At 61.6% G+C, this 16028-nt stretch carries 15 protein-coding genes; all 15 read left to right on the top strand.

The genetic code is table 11. The annotated features are described in order from the left end of the window. The first annotated feature begins 3 nt into the window (after positions 1–3). A complete protein-coding gene (gene nuoI / locus Q0X62_RS14885; protein ID WP_297737618.1) occupies positions 4–492 on the top strand; it encodes an NADH-quinone oxidoreductase subunit NuoI in 489 nt (162 codons plus the stop codon). A 44-nt stretch (positions 493–536) separates the two neighbouring features. Then, complete coding sequence (locus tag Q0X62_RS14880) at positions 537–1148, top strand: NADH-quinone oxidoreductase subunit J (RefSeq protein ID WP_297737615.1); 612 nt, start codon at positions 537–539, stop codon at positions 1146–1148. Beyond that, a complete protein-coding gene (gene nuoK, locus Q0X62_RS14875) occupies positions 1148–1456 on the top strand; it encodes an NADH-quinone oxidoreductase subunit NuoK (RefSeq protein WP_301063207.1) in 309 nt (102 codons plus the stop codon). Before Q0X62_RS14880 ends, nuoK begins: the two co-directional genes overlap by 1 nt. 6 nt (positions 1457–1462) lie before the next feature. Beyond that, positions 1463–3586, top strand: coding sequence for an NADH-quinone oxidoreductase subunit L (gene nuoL / locus Q0X62_RS14870; RefSeq protein ID WP_297737611.1), 2124 nt, complete (start codon positions 1463–1465; stop codon positions 3584–3586). Further along, positions 3587–5101, top strand: a complete 1515-nt coding sequence (locus Q0X62_RS14865) for an NADH-quinone oxidoreductase subunit M (protein ID WP_297737608.1) — start codon at positions 3587–3589, stop codon at positions 5099–5101. Positions 5102–5113: 12 nt separating this feature from the next. Further along, complete coding sequence (nuoN, locus tag Q0X62_RS14860; protein ID WP_297737605.1) at positions 5114–6553, top strand: NADH-quinone oxidoreductase subunit NuoN; 1440 nt, start codon at positions 5114–5116, stop codon at positions 6551–6553. A gap of 10 nt (positions 6554–6563) precedes the next feature. Beyond that, positions 6564–7307, top strand: a complete 744-nt coding sequence (locus tag Q0X62_RS14855; protein ID WP_297737602.1) for a biotin--[acetyl-CoA-carboxylase] ligase — start codon at positions 6564–6566, stop codon at positions 7305–7307. A gap of 10 nt (positions 7308–7317) precedes the next feature. Next, entirely contained in the window at positions 7318–8097 is a 780-nt protein-coding gene (locus Q0X62_RS14850) for a type III pantothenate kinase (RefSeq protein ID WP_297737599.1), read from the top strand. Positions 8098–8144: 47 nt separating this feature from the next. After that, complete coding sequence (locus Q0X62_RS14845) at positions 8145–9764, top strand: ribonuclease J (RefSeq protein WP_366946182.1); 1620 nt, start codon at positions 8145–8147, stop codon at positions 9762–9764. A gap of 16 nt (positions 9765–9780) precedes the next feature. Further along, positions 9781–10200: a methylmalonyl-CoA epimerase gene (gene mce / locus Q0X62_RS14840; RefSeq protein WP_297737593.1), complete on the top strand. Its 420-nt coding sequence runs from the start codon at positions 9781–9783 to the stop codon at positions 10198–10200. Next, on the top strand, positions 10197–10535 hold the full coding sequence (locus Q0X62_RS14835; RefSeq protein ID WP_297737590.1) for a DUF1467 family protein: 339 nt from the start codon (positions 10197–10199) through the stop codon (positions 10533–10535). Before mce ends, Q0X62_RS14835 begins: the two co-directional genes overlap by 4 nt. A gap of 65 nt (positions 10536–10600) precedes the next feature. Continuing rightward, on the top strand, positions 10601–12196 hold the full coding sequence (locus Q0X62_RS14830; RefSeq protein ID WP_297737587.1) for an AbgT family transporter: 1596 nt from the start codon (positions 10601–10603) through the stop codon (positions 12194–12196). Between the two features lie 420 nt (positions 12197–12616). Further along, entirely contained in the window at positions 12617–13951 is a 1335-nt protein-coding gene (gene proS / locus Q0X62_RS14825) for a proline--tRNA ligase (RefSeq protein ID WP_297737584.1), read from the top strand. Next, on the top strand, positions 13944–15275 hold the full coding sequence (locus tag Q0X62_RS14820; RefSeq protein ID WP_297737582.1) for a lipoprotein-releasing ABC transporter permease subunit: 1332 nt from the start codon (positions 13944–13946) through the stop codon (positions 15273–15275). The genes proS and Q0X62_RS14820 overlap by 8 nt, the downstream gene beginning before the upstream one ends. Beyond that, complete coding sequence (locus Q0X62_RS14815; protein WP_297737579.1) at positions 15268–15957, top strand: ABC transporter ATP-binding protein; 690 nt, start codon at positions 15268–15270, stop codon at positions 15955–15957. The genes Q0X62_RS14820 and Q0X62_RS14815 overlap by 8 nt, the downstream gene beginning before the upstream one ends. Positions 15958–16028 lie beyond the last annotated feature (71 nt).

Below are 16028 nucleotides of genomic sequence, written 5' to 3'. Positions count from 1 at the left end.
GTCATGGGTCGAATTCAACAAGCATTTCGCGGCGCGCTCCTGATGGACTTCTGGTCCGCATTCGGGCTCGGCATGCGCTATTTCTTCGCCAAGAAGGCGACGCTGAACTACCCGTTTGAAAAGGGGCCGCTCAGCCCGCGTTTCCGTGGTCAGCACGCCCTGCGTCGCTACCCCAACGGGGAAGAGCGCTGCATTGCCTGCAAGCTGTGCGAAGCGATCTGCCCGGCCCAGGCGATCACGATCGAGGCCGAGCCGCGATCGGACGGTTCGCGCCGCACCACGCGCTACGACATCGACATGACCAAGTGCATCTATTGCGGTTATTGCGAAGAAGCATGCCCGGTTGATGCAATCGTGGAAGGCCCGAATTTCGAATTCGCCGCCGAGACCCGCGAAGAACTTTTCTACGACAAGGCAAAACTGCTCGAGAACGGCGATCGCTGGGAACGGGAAATTGCCAAGAATTTGGAACTCGACGCGCCTTACCGCTGACGCGGTAGGTGTCTTTGGGACGCATTTGAGAGGACGAGGGCGCCATGCTCGCTAATCTGGCTTTCTGGGCCTTTTCCGGAGTGGCGATTTTGTCGGCCTTGATGGTCGTCATCGCGCGCAACCCGGTGCGGTCAGTACTGTTCCTGATCCTGGCCTTCTTCTCGGCGGCCGGGCTCTTCGTGCTGCTCGGCGCCGAATTCCTGGCGATGCTTTTGATCGTTGTCTATGTCGGCGCGGTCGCGGTCTTGTTCCTCTTCGTTGTGATGATGCTGGATGTCGATTTCACCGAGCTGAAACAGGGCTTTTTGAGCTATCTGCCGCTGGGTGGACTGGTGGGGATCATTCTCGCCGTCGAGCTGGGCATGATCGGCATGACCTGGCAGGCCTCCGACCAGGCGATGGCGTTGCGCGACGCGGCCATTCCGGAAGGTCTGACCAATGTCGAAGCGCTCGGTCTCGTGATCTACGACCAGTATGTCTATTTCTTCCAGGCGGCTGGCCTTGTGCTTCTGGTCGCCATGATCGGCGCCATTGTGCTGACCCTGCGCCACAAGCCGGGTGTGCGCCGCCAGAGCGTCAGTGCGCAGGTCGCCCGCGACCGCAAGGACGCAGTCTCCATGCATGACATCAAGCCGGGACAGGGGATTGGGGAATGATGGACGTCGGACTGGGACATTATCTCGCCGTCGCCGGTGTACTCTTCACCATCGGCGTCTTCGGCATTTTCGTGAACCGCAAGAATGTCATCATCCTGTTGATGTCGGTCGAGCTGATCCTGCTCTCCGTCAATATCAATTTGGTGGCCTTCTCGGCTCATCTCGGCGACCTCGCCGGACAGGTCTTTGCGCTGTTCGTGCTGACCGTGGCGGCCGCGGAAGCGGCGGTCGGTCTGGCCATTCTCGTCGTCTACTTCCGCAACCGGGGTGATATCTCGGTTGAGGGCGTCAATCTGATGAAGGGCTAGGGGATCATGGCACCCATTATCGTCTTCGGGCCGCTCCTCGCATCGGCCTTTGCCGGTCTTCTCGGCAATCATGTCGGCCATCGTACGGCGCAAATCATCACCACGGCGACGGTCCTGCTGTCCTTCGTGCTGTCGGTGATTGTCTTCTTTGACGTCACCTATGGCGGCAATGCCCAGACCATTCATCTGGCGACCTGGATGAGTGTTGGTGCTTTTGATGTCTCCTGGGCGATCAAGCTGGACAGTCTGTCCGCGGTGATGCTCGTCGTGGTGACGTCGGTCTCCTCGCTCGTGCACATCTATTCCTGGGGTTATATGGAGCACGACCCGCACAAGGCGCGCTTCTTCTCCTACCTTTCGCTCTTCACCTTCGCGATGCTGTCGCTGGTGACCGCCGACAACTTCCTCCAGCTCTTCTTTGGCTGGGAAGGCGTGGGACTGGCCTCCTATCTGCTGATCGGCTTCTGGTACAAGAAGAAGTCGGCCAATGATGCCGCCATCAAGGCCTTCGTGACCAACCGGGTCGGCGATTTCGGCTTTGCGCTGGGCATTATGGCGCTCTTCCACGTCTTTGGTTCGGTGAGCTTTGACGATGTCTTCGCGGCTGTTCCCGAGCACACCGACGCGGTGCTGGCCTTTGCCGGCATGGAGCTCAATGCCATCGAGCTGATCGCCTTCCTTCTCTTCATTGGCGCGATGGGCAAGTCGGCGCAATTCTTCCTGCATGTCTGGCTGCCCGACGCCATGGAAGGTCCGACGCCAGTCTCCGCCCTGATCCACGCCGCGACCATGGTCACCGCGGGTGTCTTCCTGGTCTGCCGCGCCTTCCCGATTTTCGAGAATGCCGAGGCGGCTTCGGCCTTTGTCACCGTGATCGGGGCCACCACCGCGCTCTTTGCGGCGACGGTCGGCATGGCCCAGAATGACATCAAGCGCGTGGTCGCCTATTCGACCTGTTCGCAGCTCGGTTACATGTTCTTCGCCGCTGGCCTCGGCCTTTATGGCGCCGCCATGTTCCACCTCTTCACCCACGCCTTCTTCAAGGCGCTCCTCTTCCTCGGTTCCGGCGCGGTGATCCACGGCGTCCATGACGAGCAGGACATGCGAAAGATGGGCGGGCTCTACAAGATGATGCCCATGACCTGGCTGATGATGATTATCGGCACGGTGGCGCTGACCGGCGTCGGCTTCTCCTTTGGTGTGCTCGGCCTTCTGCCTTGGGATCTCGGCTTCGCGGGCTTCTTCTCAAAGGACGCGATCATCGAGGGCGCCTTCATGGCCGGCCGCGAAGGGGTCTTCTTCGGCATCCCGGCTTTCTGGTTCGGTGTTGTCGCAGCCCTGCTGACCAGCTTCTACTCCTGGCGCCTGATCTTCATGACCTTCCACGGCAAATTCCGTGGGCCGAAAGACGTGTACGAGCACGCCCACGACCCGAAATTCGCCATGGCCATGCCTCTGGTCGTGCTGGCCATCGGCGCCATCTTCGCCGGCGGTATCTTCAAGAAGGACTTCATCGGCGAGAATGCCGGTCATTTCTGGCATGATGCGGTGCCCGCCGCCTCGCATGGCCCGGCCGTGGCCGGCGATCACGGCGAGGCTGCAGTGTATGGTGATGACCATACCGAGGCGGATACACACGCCACGCCCGCCGACGATCATGGCACGGATGCCGCCCATGCGGCTGTGGACGATCATGCCGAAGCCGGTGAGGGCGATCATGGCGGTGGGCATCATCCGCCGACCTGGGTCTTGCTCTCGCCCTTCTTCGCGACCCTGTTCGGCTTCTTGCTGGCAATCTGGTTCTACCTGATCAATGAGGGCATGGGCGCCCGTATCGCTGCGCGCGGCGGTCCGCTCCATTCCTTCCTCTACAACAAGTGGTATGTGGACGAGATTTACCATTTCGTCTTCGTCCGCGGGGCCAAGGGCCTGGGCGACCTGTTCTGGAAGATCGGCGATATGAAGCTGATCGACGGGCTCGGTCCCAATGGCGTGGCCGGAACAACGCTGGCGGCTGCCCGCCGCCTGGCGAAAGGCCAGTCCGGTTTCCTCTATCACTACGCATTCGTCATGCTGATTGGTGTCCTCGGCTTCTCGGTCTGGATTCTTGTCAGCCAAGGGGGTCTTTAGATGTTCGGCGAATTTGAAGCCTTCCTGTCGATCCTGACCTTTGTTCCGGCGCTCGGCGCGCTGGTGATTGCGACTTTCCGCTTCACCGCCCGCAATGAAGACCAGGGACTGATCGACCGCAATTCGCGCTGGGTGGCCTGGCTGGCCACCATGGTGACGCTGGGCATGTCGATCCTGCTTCTGGCGAATTTCGACACCAAGGCGACCGGATTCCAGTTTGTCCATGAAGTGACCTGGCTCGAGCAGATTGGCCTGGGCTACCGCATGGGCGTGGACGGATTGTCGGTTCTCTTCGTGGTCCTGACCGCGTTCCTGATGCCGATCTGCATCATGGCGTCGGGCGCAATCAAGAACCGCGTAGCGGATTACATGATTGCCTTCCTGTTGCTGGAAACCCTGGTCATTGGCGTGTTCTGCGCGCTCGACCTGGTGCTCTTCTACATCTTCTTCGAAGGTGGCCTGATCCCGATGTTCATCATCATCGGTGTCTGGGGTGGGCAGAACCGCGTCTATGCCGCGTTCAAATTCTTCCTCTATACCCTGCTTGGCTCGGTGCTGATGCTGGTCGCGATGATCGTGATGTTCCTGCAGGCCGGTACGACCGATGTCACCGTGTTGCTGGAGACCGAATTCGCACGCAATGCCCAGATGTGGATGTGGCTGGCCTTCTTTGCCTCCTTCGCGGTGAAGATGCCGATGTGGCCGGTCCATACCTGGTTGCCGGATGCCCACGTCCAGGCCCCGACCGCTGGTTCGGTCATCCTGGCCGGTGTGTTGTTGAAGCTGGGCGGTTATGGCTTCCTGCGTTTCTCGCTGCCGATGTTCCCGGAAGCGAGTGCCTATTTCGCGCCCATGGTCTTCGTGTTGTCGATCATTGCCATCATCTACACCTCGCTGGTGGCCTTCCGGCAGACTGACATCAAGAAGCTCATCGCCTATTCCTCGGTTGCCCATATGGGCTTTGTGACGATGGGTCTGTTTGCGATGAACGAGACCGGCGTCCAGGGCGCGCTTTACCAGATGATCTCGCACGGCTTCATCTCCGGGGCGCTTTTCCTCTGTGTCGGCGTGATCTATGACCGCATGCACACACGCGAGATCGCCTTCTATGGTGGTCTGGTGCATCGCATGCCGGTTTTTGCGGCCATCTTCGGCCTGTTCGCCATGGCCAATGTCGGCTTGCCCGGTACATCCGGCTTCGTCGGCGAGATCATGACCATGGTTGGTGCCTTCCAGGTCAGCTGGTGGATCGCCACCGGTGCCGCGGTCGGTGTCATTCTCTCGGCCATGTACATGCTGACCGTCTATCGCGATGTCGTGTTCGGCGAGATGACCAATCCCAAGCTGGAGAACATCACCGACCTGAACCGCATGGAGTGGCTGATCTTCATCCCGCTCGTCATCGGTACGCTGGTCCTCGGCGTGTTTTCCACCTTGATCACGGATGTCACCGCGACCGCGGTCAATCATCTGATTTCCAATTACGATGCGGCGCTCGCTGCATCGGCCCAGTAGGAGAAGCCAGCCATGACGGCCGACATGCTTTCCCAGGATCTGTCGCTTCTCATTCCCGAGCTCGTCCTCGCCGGCGGTGCCATGGCATTGCTGATGCTGGGCGTTTTCCTGAAAGGTGAAAAGACCTCCGTCCTGATCCAGTGGCTGACCATCGGCCTGTTGGTCGCCGCCGGTCTGGCAGCACTCTTTCTGGTCAGCGGTGAGGGCACGGCCTTCAATGGCAGCTTCATTTTTGACAGCCTTGCGCGCTTCTCCAAAACCGCCATCGCATTGGTCGCGGCGATCGCGATGTTGCTGGCCATGCCGTATCTGAAGGCGGAAAATCTCGGCAAGATCGAGTATCCGGTCCTGGTCGCGCTCGCTGTGACCGGCATGGTCATGATGGTCTCGGCCAATGACCTGATCGCGATGTATATGGGTATCGAGCTGCAATCGTTGGCGCTCTATGTCCTGGCCGCCTTCAATCGCGACAGCTTGCGGGCCTCCGAGGCTGGTCTGAAGTATTTCGTGCTGGGCGCTCTGTCTTCGGGCCTGCTTCTCTATGGCGCGTCGCTGGTTTACGGTTTCGCCGGTTCGACCGGATTTGCCGATATCGCCCTGGCCGTGGAAAGCGGCAGCAATGTCGGCCTCACCGTTGGCCTGGTCTTCGTGATCTGTGGTCTGGCCTTCAAGGTCTCCGCCGCGCCCTTCCACATGTGGACGCCGGACGTTTATGAAGGCGCGCCGACTCCGGTGACCGCCTTCTTTGCCACGGCGCCGAAATTCGCTGCGATTGTTCTTCTGGCCCGCGTGCTGATGGAGCCTTTCGGTTCGGTCGTTGATCAATGGCGTGACGTGATCTGGATGATCGCCGTCCTGTCCATGGGCGTAGGGGCCTTCGGCGCCCTGACCCAGCAGAATATCAAACGCCTGATGGCCTATTCCTCGATCGGCAATATGGGTTATGCGCTCGTCGCCGTCGCCGCGGCCAGCCAGACAGGCCTGTGGGCGTTGCTGGTCTTCATGTCGCTCTACATGGTCGGCGTGATCGGTTCCTTTGCCGGCATTCTCTCCATGCGCACCCGCGAAGGCATGGTCGAGCAGGTCTCCGACCTGGCCGGTCTGGCACAGCGCAATCCGGGCCTGGGCTGGTCGATGACGGCGCTGATGTTCTCCATCGGCGGCCTGCCTTTCATGGTGGGCTTCTTCGGCAAGTTCTTCGTGGTCTATGCGGCCGTCCAGGCCGATCTGATGATCCTGGCCGTTCTGGCCGTGCTCTTCTCGGTCGTCGGCGCCGCCTATTATCTGCGTATCGTCAAGGTGATCTGGTTCGACAGCTCGGATATCGAATTTGTCCCGGCTGCAGTCTCCACCTATTGGGTGGCACGCATCGCCGGTCTGGCGACGATCCTGCTCCTGCCGGCGCTTGGCTGGCTGGTCTTCCGGGCCTATTCGGTCGGCTTGTCGCTCTAGCGGGCGCGCCTTGTCCGACCCCAAGCCCCGGATCGACTGGGTCGAGGAAACAACCTCGACCAATGCCGATATCAAGGCACGCGCCATGGACGGCGAGCGCGGTCCGCTATGGTTGGCCGCGCGGCGTCAGACGGCGGGGCGAGGGCGTCGCGGCCGGGCCTGGAGCGGTCTGACCGGCAATCTCTTCACCACCGGACTTTACACCTTCCAGTGCGATCCGGGCCGCGCCGCGGAACTCTCCTTTGCGGCGGCGAATGCGGTTGGTGCTGTTTGCGATGCCGCGCTGGGTGATCCCGCACAGACCCGCCTGAAATGGCCCAATGACGCCCTGGTTGCCGGTCGCAAGGCGGCCGGCATCCTGCTGGAAAGCGGACCGGCGCCGGGCGGGGGCCTGTGGCTCGCTGTGGGTATCGGAATCAATCTCGCCGAAGCCCCGGAGGATGTCGAACGCCCGGCCACCGCGCTCGCGCATCATGGCAAGGCCCTCACACCAGACACCGCTCTCGACATCTTGATCGCCGCTTTCGAACGCGAACGCCGCGACTGGCTTCTGGGCGGTTTTGGCCCGATCCGCGACCGTTGGCTGACACGCGCGCACGGGCTCGGACAGAGCTGCGAGGCGCGGCTGGAGAACGAGACGATCAAGGGTGTGTTCTCGGACCTCGGACCCGATGGCGCGCTGCGACTGGACTTGGTCGGCGGCGGTCGCCGGTATATCTCCGCAGGAGACGTGTTTTTCCCCGATGCGGGATGAAAGGACAGCCATGCTGCTCGCCATTGATTGCGGCAATACCAATACGCTCTTCGCCATCCATGACGGCAATGACTGGGTGGCGCAGTGGCGTTCGGGCACCGACTCGACCCGGACCGCTGACGAGCATGCGGTCTGGCTGTCCCAGCTTATGGCGCTGCAAGGCCGGTCCTTTGCTGACATTAGCGCCTGCGTGATCTCGACCGTGGTGCCGCAAGCCCTGTTTAATCTGCGCAATCTCTCGCGCCGCTACTTCAAGGCCGAGCCGGTCATCGTCGGTGAGCCGGGCGTGCGTATGGATATCGAGGTTCGTCTGGATCGGCCTCAGGATGCCGGTGCTGACCGTCTGGTCAACGCGCTGGGCGCGCGGGCGGTTTATGACGGCGCGCTGATCATCATCGATAGTGGCACGGCGACGACCTTTGACGTCATCGCCGCCGATGGCGCCTTTGAGGGCGGCATTATTGCGCCCGGCATCAATCTCTCCATGCAGGCGCTGCATGCGGCTGCCGCGAAATTGCCGCGTGTTGCCATAGCCAAGCCGGCCCGCGTGATGGGCAAGGACACGGTCTCAGCCATGCAGTCTGGCGTCTTCTGGGGTTATATCGACCTGATTGACGGGCTGGTGCAGCGCCTCAAGAGCGAGTACGCCCAGCCCATGACCGTAATCGCGACCGGCGGCGTGGTCTCCCTGTTCGACGGCGCCTCCAAGGCGATCGATCATTATGACGCGGACCTGACGATTCGCGGTCTCCTCGAAGTCTGGAAACTCAATGGCGGTACCAATTCTTGACCGATAGCCTCTACTTCCTGCCGCTCGGCGGATCCGATGAAATCGGCATGAATCTCAATCTCTACGGCTATGGGCCGGAGGGGCAGCAGAAATGGATCATCGTTGATTGCGGGGTCACCTTCGGGGATCTGAATACACCCGGCGTTGATCTGATCATGCCCGATCCGCGCTTTATCGAGGAGCGGCGGGATGATTTGCTCGGCATGGTGCTGACCCATGCGCATGAAGACCATATGGGGGCCGTGGCACATCTCTGGCGCCGCTTGCGTTGCCCGATCTGGGCGACGCCCTTCACCGCCTGGCTGGTGCGCGATCGCTTGCGCGAATATGGTCTGCTGGACGAGGTCGAGTTGCACGAGATCGCGCTGGACAGTCGCTTCAGCCTCGGTCCCTTCGACCTGCAAATGGTCACATTGACCCACTCCATCCCGGAGCCCAACGGGATCGCCATCCGCACCCCGGCCGGCATGGTTTTGCACACGGGCGACTGGAAGATCGACCCCAATCCGCTGATCGGGGAGGTCACTGACAGCGACGCCATCTCCGCCATCGGCGATGAGGGCGTGCTGGCCATGATCTGCGACAGCACCAATGTCTTCACACCCGGCGAGGCCGGTTCGGAAGGCGATGTGCGCGACGAATTGATCAAGCTGGTCGGCGAATGTGGCACCGGCAAGGTGGCGATTGCGTCCTTCGCGTCGAACGTCGCGCGGCTTCAATCCGCCATCCAGGCCGCCGAGGCCAATGGGCGTCGTGTGTGTCTGGTTGGCCGCTCCATGCATCGCATGACCGCGGCTGCGAAAGCCGTCGGCATGTTGTCCGATGTGAAGGATTTCATCAGCGAGGAAGACGCAGCGCGTTTTCCCAACGAGAAAATCCTCTATCTCTGCACCGGTTCGCAGGGTGAGCCGCGGGCGGCGCTGTCGCGTATCGCCGAAGGCAATCACCGCAATGTCTCGCTCAGCAGTGGCGACACGGTGATTTTCTCGAGCCGGGTCATCCCGGGCAATGATGTCGGGATTTTCCAGCTGCAGAACCGGCTGGCCGAGCGTGGCGTGAATATCTTCACCGAGAAGGATCGACCGATCCATGTGTCGGGCCATCCCTGCCGTGACGAGCTGGCGCAAATGTATGCCTGGGCCAAGCCGAAAGTGGCGATTCCGGTTCATGGCGAGCGCCGCCACCTGCTGGAGCATGCCGCCTTTGCGCGTGAGCTCCAGGTCCCCCAAGCCGTCTCGGTCCGCAATGGCGACATGGTCCAGATCCGCAGCGATGGCACGGCGTCCATCGTCGATGAAGCGCCTGCGAGCCGGCTGCATGTCGACGGCAATTTCATTGTCGATGCGGGCGCGGACTCCATGCGCGAACGGCGCAAGCTGGCCCATGCGGGCCAGATCGCCATCGCCATGGCGGTGACCGATACGGGCGAGCTGGTCTCGGGGCCGGAAGTGCGTATGCAGGGCGTACCGGAAGACGCGCAAATGTCGCTGGACGATTTCGCCGACGCCCTGGCCGACGAGGCCGAACGCGCCTTTGACCGCCTGTCCAAGCGCGATCGCCGCGATGTCGAACGGGCCGAGGAAGAGGTTCGCCGGGCCGTACGCCGTGAAGCGAGCCGGATCTGGGGCAAGAAGCCCTGGGTCGAGATTCTGATGCTGGAAGTCTGATGAGGAGATCATCGCCATGAAGATCGGACGTTTGAACCATGTCGGTGTCGCCGTGCCCGATATCGAGGCGGCCAAGAAGACTTATGCCGAGCTCTATGGCGCGACCGAGGCGACCGAGACCAAGGACTTCCCGCATCTGGGCGTGAAGGTCTCCTTCGTGCATCTGGACAATTCCGAGATCGAGCTGATCGAGCCTTCCGGAGATGACAGCCCGATCCACAAATTCCTCGAACGCAATCCCAAGGGCGGCCAGCACCATCTGTGTTTTGAAGTGCCGGACATCATCGCCGCGCGCGATGACATGGTCGCGAAGGGCGCAACCGTGTTGGGTACGGGCGAGCCCTATATCGGCGCGCATGGGGTCCCGGTGATCTTCATCCACCCGAAAAACAGCCATGGTCAGCTCATCGAACTGATGCAGGAGCCGGCGCGATGATGGACTGGCTCAAACGCGCGCCGGTCGCGATCGCCGGCCTGCTCTGGCTCTCCGGTTTTTTCATCCGCGATGGCGGGGTTGGCGTCGTGAATGGCGTCGTGGTTTTCCTGATCGTCTGGTGGCTCTTCTTTTTCACCATGCTGCCGATCGGCGTGCGCTCGCAGGAAGAGGCGGGGGATGTGGTTGAGGGGTCTGAGCGTGGTGCGCCACAGTCTCCAAACCTGACGCGGAAGATGTGGTGGTCGACCGTGGCGGCTTCGACCGTCTGGATCATCTATTTCATCGTTAATGAGAGCGGCGTTCTGGAGCCGTTCATGCCGTCTGGCGCTTACTAGAACAAACGAGATGCCGCACAGTCCCGAAACGGGGAGGGGCTGGGCCTGCAGGATGGGGAAACGTCATGACCAAGTCAGTTCCAACACCGGACACCAAGCGCCGCAGTGCCTTCACCCGCTTTCTTGACGGCGTTGAATGGCTCGGCAATCTCCTGCCGCACCCGGTCACGCTCTTCGCCATTCTTGCTGTGGGCATTGTGCTGCTGTCAGGCCTGTTTGGCTGGATGGGCCTCGCCGTCGAAGACCCGCGCCCGGCCGGTGCTCGTGGTGTGGCTGAGGACGGGATGATCCGCGCGGTCAGCCTGCTCGATGGCGACGGGATCCGGCGTATCTGGACCAGCCTCGTCTCCAATTTTACCGGTTTCGCGCCCCTGGGCGTCGTCCTGGTGGCGATGCTGGGCGTCGGCGTGGCCGAGAAGTCCGGTCTGCTGTCCGCGGCCGTTCGGTCCATGGTCCTGTCGGCACCGCGGCATGTCGTGACAGTGGCCATCGTCTTTGCCGGCATTGTCTCCAATACAGCGTCCGAGGTCGGCTATGTCGTTCTGATCCCCTTGGCGGGCGCGATCTTCTATGCATTGGGTCGCCACCCGCTGGCCGGCATGGCGGCGGCCTTTGCCGGTGTGTCCGGCGGCTATAGCGCCAATATTCTCATTGGAACCATTGATCCGCTCCTGGCGGGCATCACACAGGAAGCGGCGCGCCTGATTGACCCGGACTATGTCGTGGTCGCCACGGCCAACTGGTATTTCATGGTCGCGTCGACCTTTCTGATCACGGCCATCGGGTCCCTGGTGACCATCTTCATCGTCGAGCCCAAGCTGGGCCAGTACAATCCCTTGAACGCTGACGAGACCGTGCTCGACAAGAATATGATGCAGCCGCTGGAGGCCAAGGAACGCAAGGGCCTGGGCTGGGCCGGCCTGGCCATTCTGGGCGTTTTCGCGTTGATGGCGCTGACCTTGGCGCCCGAATGGGGCGTTCTGCGTAATCCGGACACCGGCGATCGTATCAATTCGCCCTTCTTCCGTGGCTTCGTCGTCTGGATCCTGATCTTCTTCATTGCCGCCGGCTATGCCTATGGCCGCGCGACCGGGACGATGAAGACGGACCGCGATGTCATCGACGCCATGGCCAGTGCGCTGAGTGCCTTGGGTCTCTATATCGTGCTGGTCTTCTTCGCGGCGCAGTTCGTCGCCTTTTTCGGCTGGACGAATCTCGGCGCAATCACGGCGGTGACCGGCGCGCAATTCCTGCAGGATAGCGGGCTGACCGGACCGTTGGTCTTCTTCCTCTTCATCCTGATGTGCGCCGTCATCAATCTGTCGCTGGGATCGGCCTCGGCCCAATGGGCGGTGACCGCGCCGATCTTCGTGCCCATGCTGATGCTGATCGGTTATGCGCCGGAAGTGATCCAGGCGGCCTACCGGATCGGTGACAGCTCGACCAATATCATCACGCCGATGATGAGTTATTTCGGCCTCATCCTCGCCTGGGCGACACGCTATGACCGCAATCTCGGGGTCGGCACGCTGATCGCGATGATGCTGCCCTATACGATCTTCTTCCTCATTTTCTGGTCGAGCTTCTTCTTTCTGTGGACCTTCGGACTGGACCTGCCGGTCGGACCGGGCTCGCCGACCTATTATCCGGCGGAGGGATAGCGCGTCGACGCGGTCCTTGCGAAAGCCGCATGTCGCCGCTCCATCTCCGTGCGCGATGGGCATCTAGCGTCGCAATCTGGCGTCGGACGCGAGGCGATCCATACATGTCTTGTGGGCCAGCTGGCCGCATCCCATTCTTGAGGTCAAGGGCGCGGAGCGCCGCTTCGCGGTAGAAACCCTTGAGCTCAAGAATGGGATGCGGCTTTCTCTCGGCAAGAGATGAATGGTGAGCTTTGCGCGCCGCGCCCGAGGCGAACCCTGGTCGTCCGAAAATATTGCTGAGCGGAATGAGTGTGGAGTTGAGGACCTGTCACGCCTGCACGCCATCCCGCTCTCTGCACCTTAGCCCCCATCCATCCTTGTATTACGCCGCTCAGCCGGTCTAATGGGCGTCAAACACGAACCCACCGGAATCGCCCCATGCGCCTGTCCCGCTACTTTCTGCCCGTCCTCAAGGAAACGCCCTCCGACGCCGAGATTGTCTCGCACCAGCTGATGTTGCGCGCGGGCATGATCAAGCAGCAGGCGGCCGGCATCTATTCCTGGCTGCCGCTGGGTCATCGCGTGCTCAAGAAGATCGAGCAGATCGTGCGCGAGGAGCAGGACCGGGCCGGGGCCATCGAACTCCTCATGCCGACCATCCAGTCGGCCGATCTGTGGCGTGAGAGCGGTCGCTATGATGATTATGGCGACGAGATGCTGCGCATCACCGACCGCCATGACCGCGAGCTTCTCTTCGGGCCGACCAATGAGGAGATGATCACCGAGATCTTTCGCTCTTACTGCAAGTCCTACAAGGACTTGCCGAAAATGCTCTACCACATCCAGTGGAAATTCCGCGATGAGCGTCGGCCCCGTTTCGGGGTCATGCGCGGCCGCGAATTCCTGATGAAGGACACCTATTCCTTCGATGTGGACGAAGAGGCGGCCCGTCGCTCCTATAACCGCATGTTCGTGGCCTATCTGAACACTTTCTCGCGGCTGGGCCTGAAGGCCGTGCCGATGAAGGCGGATACCGGGCCGATCGGCGGTGATCTCTCCCACGAATTCATCGTCCTGGCCGAAACCGGCGAGAGCGAGGTCTTCTGCCATGCCGATCTTGTCGAGATGGGCGCACCGGGTCTCGACGTCGATTTCGACGGCGACCTCCAGCCGCTGGTGGATCAGCGCACCGCGCTCTACGCTGCGACCGAGGAAATGCACCAGCCGGACGAGTTTGCCGCCGTTCCCAAGGACCGGCAACTTTCCGCCCGCGGCATCGAGGTCGGCCATATCTTCTATTTCGGCACCAAGTATTCCGAGCCGATGAAGGCGCTGGTCCAGCACCAGGACGGCCAGCCACGTCCGGTGCATATGGGCTCCTATGGCGTTGGCGTGTCGCGCCTGCTCGGGGCGATCATCGAAGCGCATCACGACGAGAAGGGCTGTATCTGGCCGGAGAGCGTCGCGCCCTTCGGTGTCGGCATCATCAATATGCGGGTTGGTGACGAGGCCTGTGATGTGGCGAGCGAAGCCGCCTATGCGGCGCTTGTGGAAGCCGGACTCGATCCCCTCTACGACGACACCGACAATCGCGCCGGCGCCAAATTCGCGACCGCCGACCTGATCGGTCTGCCCTATCAGATCGTGATCGGGCCGCGCGGCCTGAAAGAGGGCAAGATCGAACTGAAGGTGCGACGCACCGGCGAGACGCATGAGATGTCGCCGGAAGACGCCGTCAGCCGCTTGGCCGAGAGAGCCTTTGCCGATGACTGATACGGTTCGCGAGACAGGTCAGGCTTCGGCTGGCGGGGCGCGCCCCTTCAGCCCCTATGAATTCCTGCTCGCTTTCCGTTATCTCAGGGCCCGTCGCAAGCATGGTGGCGTAGCGCTGATTGCCTGGATATCCTTTGGCGGTATCGCGCTGGCGGTGACCGGTCTGATCGCGGTCATGTCGATCATGAATGGTTTTCGCGCCGAGCTCTTCAACCAGCTTCTTGGCTTTCAGCCACATGTATACGTGGATACACGGGAAATCGATCCGGGCAATATTGATCGCCTGATCGAGGAGATCGAGGCGATGCCCGGCGTGAAGAGCGCCAATCCGGTCACTGCAGGCCAGGTCATGGCAACCTCTGAGCGCTACGAGACCTTCCTTCAGGTCCTCGCGGTTCGCCCGGATGATCTCGCCGCAATGGATGTCGTGCGATCCGGCGAGGATCCTCGCTCGCAAACCGGCCTCACGCATGGCGACCTGTCCGAGTTCGGCACCGGCCGGTATGGCGGCGATGTCATTGTCCTGGGTTCTGGCGTCGCCAGGCGGCTGGGCGTCAATGTCGGTGACCGCGTCACCTTCCTGTCCGCTCGCGCCGCGCCGTCGGCCTTCGGGGCCCGCCCGCAGCAGAAAGCCTATTATGTCGGTGCCATCCTCGCGGCCGGCGTCTCGACGATTGATGACAGTCTGGCCTTCATGCCGCTGGAACAGGGTCAGCTCTTCTTTGTGCGCGGCGAGGGGGTCGACCAGATCCAGGTCCGCCTCGATGATCCTGACCTCGCCCCGCTCTTTGTCGATCCGATCCGCATGATCACCGGCCCCAATACCTCGGTGTATGACTATACCCGGCTCGACCCGGCTTTCTTCAACGCGTTGCAATTCGAGCGGACGGCCATGCGGCTTATCTTATCCATCGTGGTAGCGATTGCTGCGATGAACATCATCTCGGGCCTGGTCATGCTGGTGAAGAACAAGTCGCGCGATATCGCCATCCTGCGCACGATGGGCGCGACCCAGGCCTCGATCATGCGCGTCTTCTTGATCGTGGGCGCCAGTATCGGCATGGCCGGGACTTTTGCCGGGCTGATGCTGGGCATCCTCTTCGTCGTGAATATCGGACCGATCCAGGATTTCATCACCTGGACGACGGGCGCCCAGGTCTGGGATCCGACGGTTTACTACCTCTATCGCATTCCCGCTCAGCTGGACTGGGGCGAGGTGGGCTTCATCTCGATCTTCGGCCTGATCATCTCCCTGGTTGTGACCCTGCCGCCGGCCTGGCGGGCTGCGCGTCTCGATCCGGTGGAGGCGCTGCGCTATGAGTGATTTCGTCCTCGAACTTGATGCCATCGACCGGACTTATGTCACCGATGCGGGCGAGCTCCCGGTTCTGCAGGGCGCCAGCCTGGCCCTGTCACCGGGCGAGATTGTCGGTCTGGTTGGTCCGTCCGGTTCCGGCAAATCCTCGCTCCTGCATGCAGCCGGTTTGCTTGAGCGTCCCAATGCCGGTGAAGTGCGGGTGAGGGGGCGGGCCACGGTCGACCTGTCGGACCGCGAGCGCACCGCCATCCGTCGCCGCGAGATCGGCTTCGTCTACCAATTCCACCATCTCCTGCCCGAGTTTGATGCGCTGGAAAATATCGTCCTGCCGCAACTGATCGCAGGCGTGCCGTCGCGCAAAGCGCGGGAGCGGGCGGAAATGCTCCTCACACAGCTCGGTCTGGCGGACCGCCTCCTGCACCAGCCGTCGCAATTGTCCGGTGGCGAGCAGCAACGTGTCGCCATAGCCCGAGCCCTGGCCAATGCGCCCCATGTCCTGTTGGCCGACGAGCCGACCGGCAATCTGGATCCGACAACCTCCGAGACCGTGTTTGATGCTTTTCGCCAAACGGTGAAGGCAGAAGGCGCGGCGGCCCTGGTGGCCACCCATAATCACGAGCTTGCCGGACGGATGGACCGAATCCTGACCTTCGCGGACGGGCATCTCACGCCCTACATCCCTGACTGATCAGCCTGCGCGAACTGCATGAGAACAAAATTGGAACATTCCTCTTGACGCCTGCGTTGTGCCGCAATAGA

Source organism: uncultured Maricaulis sp. (assembly GCF_947259345.1).
Taxonomy (GTDB): domain Bacteria; phylum Pseudomonadota; class Alphaproteobacteria; order Caulobacterales; family Maricaulaceae; genus Maricaulis.
Note: the sequence above shows the minus strand (reverse complement) of the source record. Positions and strands in the feature narration are given on the sequence as shown.

Coding starts and splice junctions, on each gene's coding strand:
- nuoI (WP_297737618.1), top strand. CDS start 4: ATGGGTCGAATTCAACAAGCATTTCGCGGCGCGCTCCTGATGGACTTC.
- Q0X62_RS14880 (WP_297737615.1), top strand. CDS start 537: ATGCTCGCTAATCTGGCTTTCTGGGCCTTTTCCGGAGTGGCGATTTTG.
- nuoK (WP_301063207.1), top strand. CDS start 1,148: ATGGACGTCGGACTGGGACATTATCTCGCCGTCGCCGGTGTACTCTTC.
- nuoL (WP_297737611.1), top strand. CDS start 1,463: ATGGCACCCATTATCGTCTTCGGGCCGCTCCTCGCATCGGCCTTTGCC.
- Q0X62_RS14865 (WP_297737608.1), top strand. CDS start 3,587: ATGTTCGGCGAATTTGAAGCCTTCCTGTCGATCCTGACCTTTGTTCCG.
- nuoN (WP_297737605.1), top strand. CDS start 5,114: ATGACGGCCGACATGCTTTCCCAGGATCTGTCGCTTCTCATTCCCGAG.
- Q0X62_RS14850 (WP_297737599.1), top strand. CDS start 7,318: ATGCTGCTCGCCATTGATTGCGGCAATACCAATACGCTCTTCGCCATC.
- Q0X62_RS14845 (WP_366946182.1), top strand. CDS start 8,145: ATGAATCTCAATCTCTACGGCTATGGGCCGGAGGGGCAGCAGAAATGG.
- mce (WP_297737593.1), top strand. CDS start 9,781: ATGAAGATCGGACGTTTGAACCATGTCGGTGTCGCCGTGCCCGATATC.
- Q0X62_RS14835 (WP_297737590.1), top strand. CDS start 10,197: ATGATGGACTGGCTCAAACGCGCGCCGGTCGCGATCGCCGGCCTGCTC.
- Q0X62_RS14830 (WP_297737587.1), top strand. CDS start 10,601: ATGACCAAGTCAGTTCCAACACCGGACACCAAGCGCCGCAGTGCCTTC.
- proS (WP_297737584.1), top strand. CDS start 12,617: ATGCGCCTGTCCCGCTACTTTCTGCCCGTCCTCAAGGAAACGCCCTCC.
- Q0X62_RS14820 (WP_297737582.1), top strand. CDS start 13,944: ATGACTGATACGGTTCGCGAGACAGGTCAGGCTTCGGCTGGCGGGGCG.
- Q0X62_RS14815 (WP_297737579.1), top strand. CDS start 15,268: ATGAGTGATTTCGTCCTCGAACTTGATGCCATCGACCGGACTTATGTC.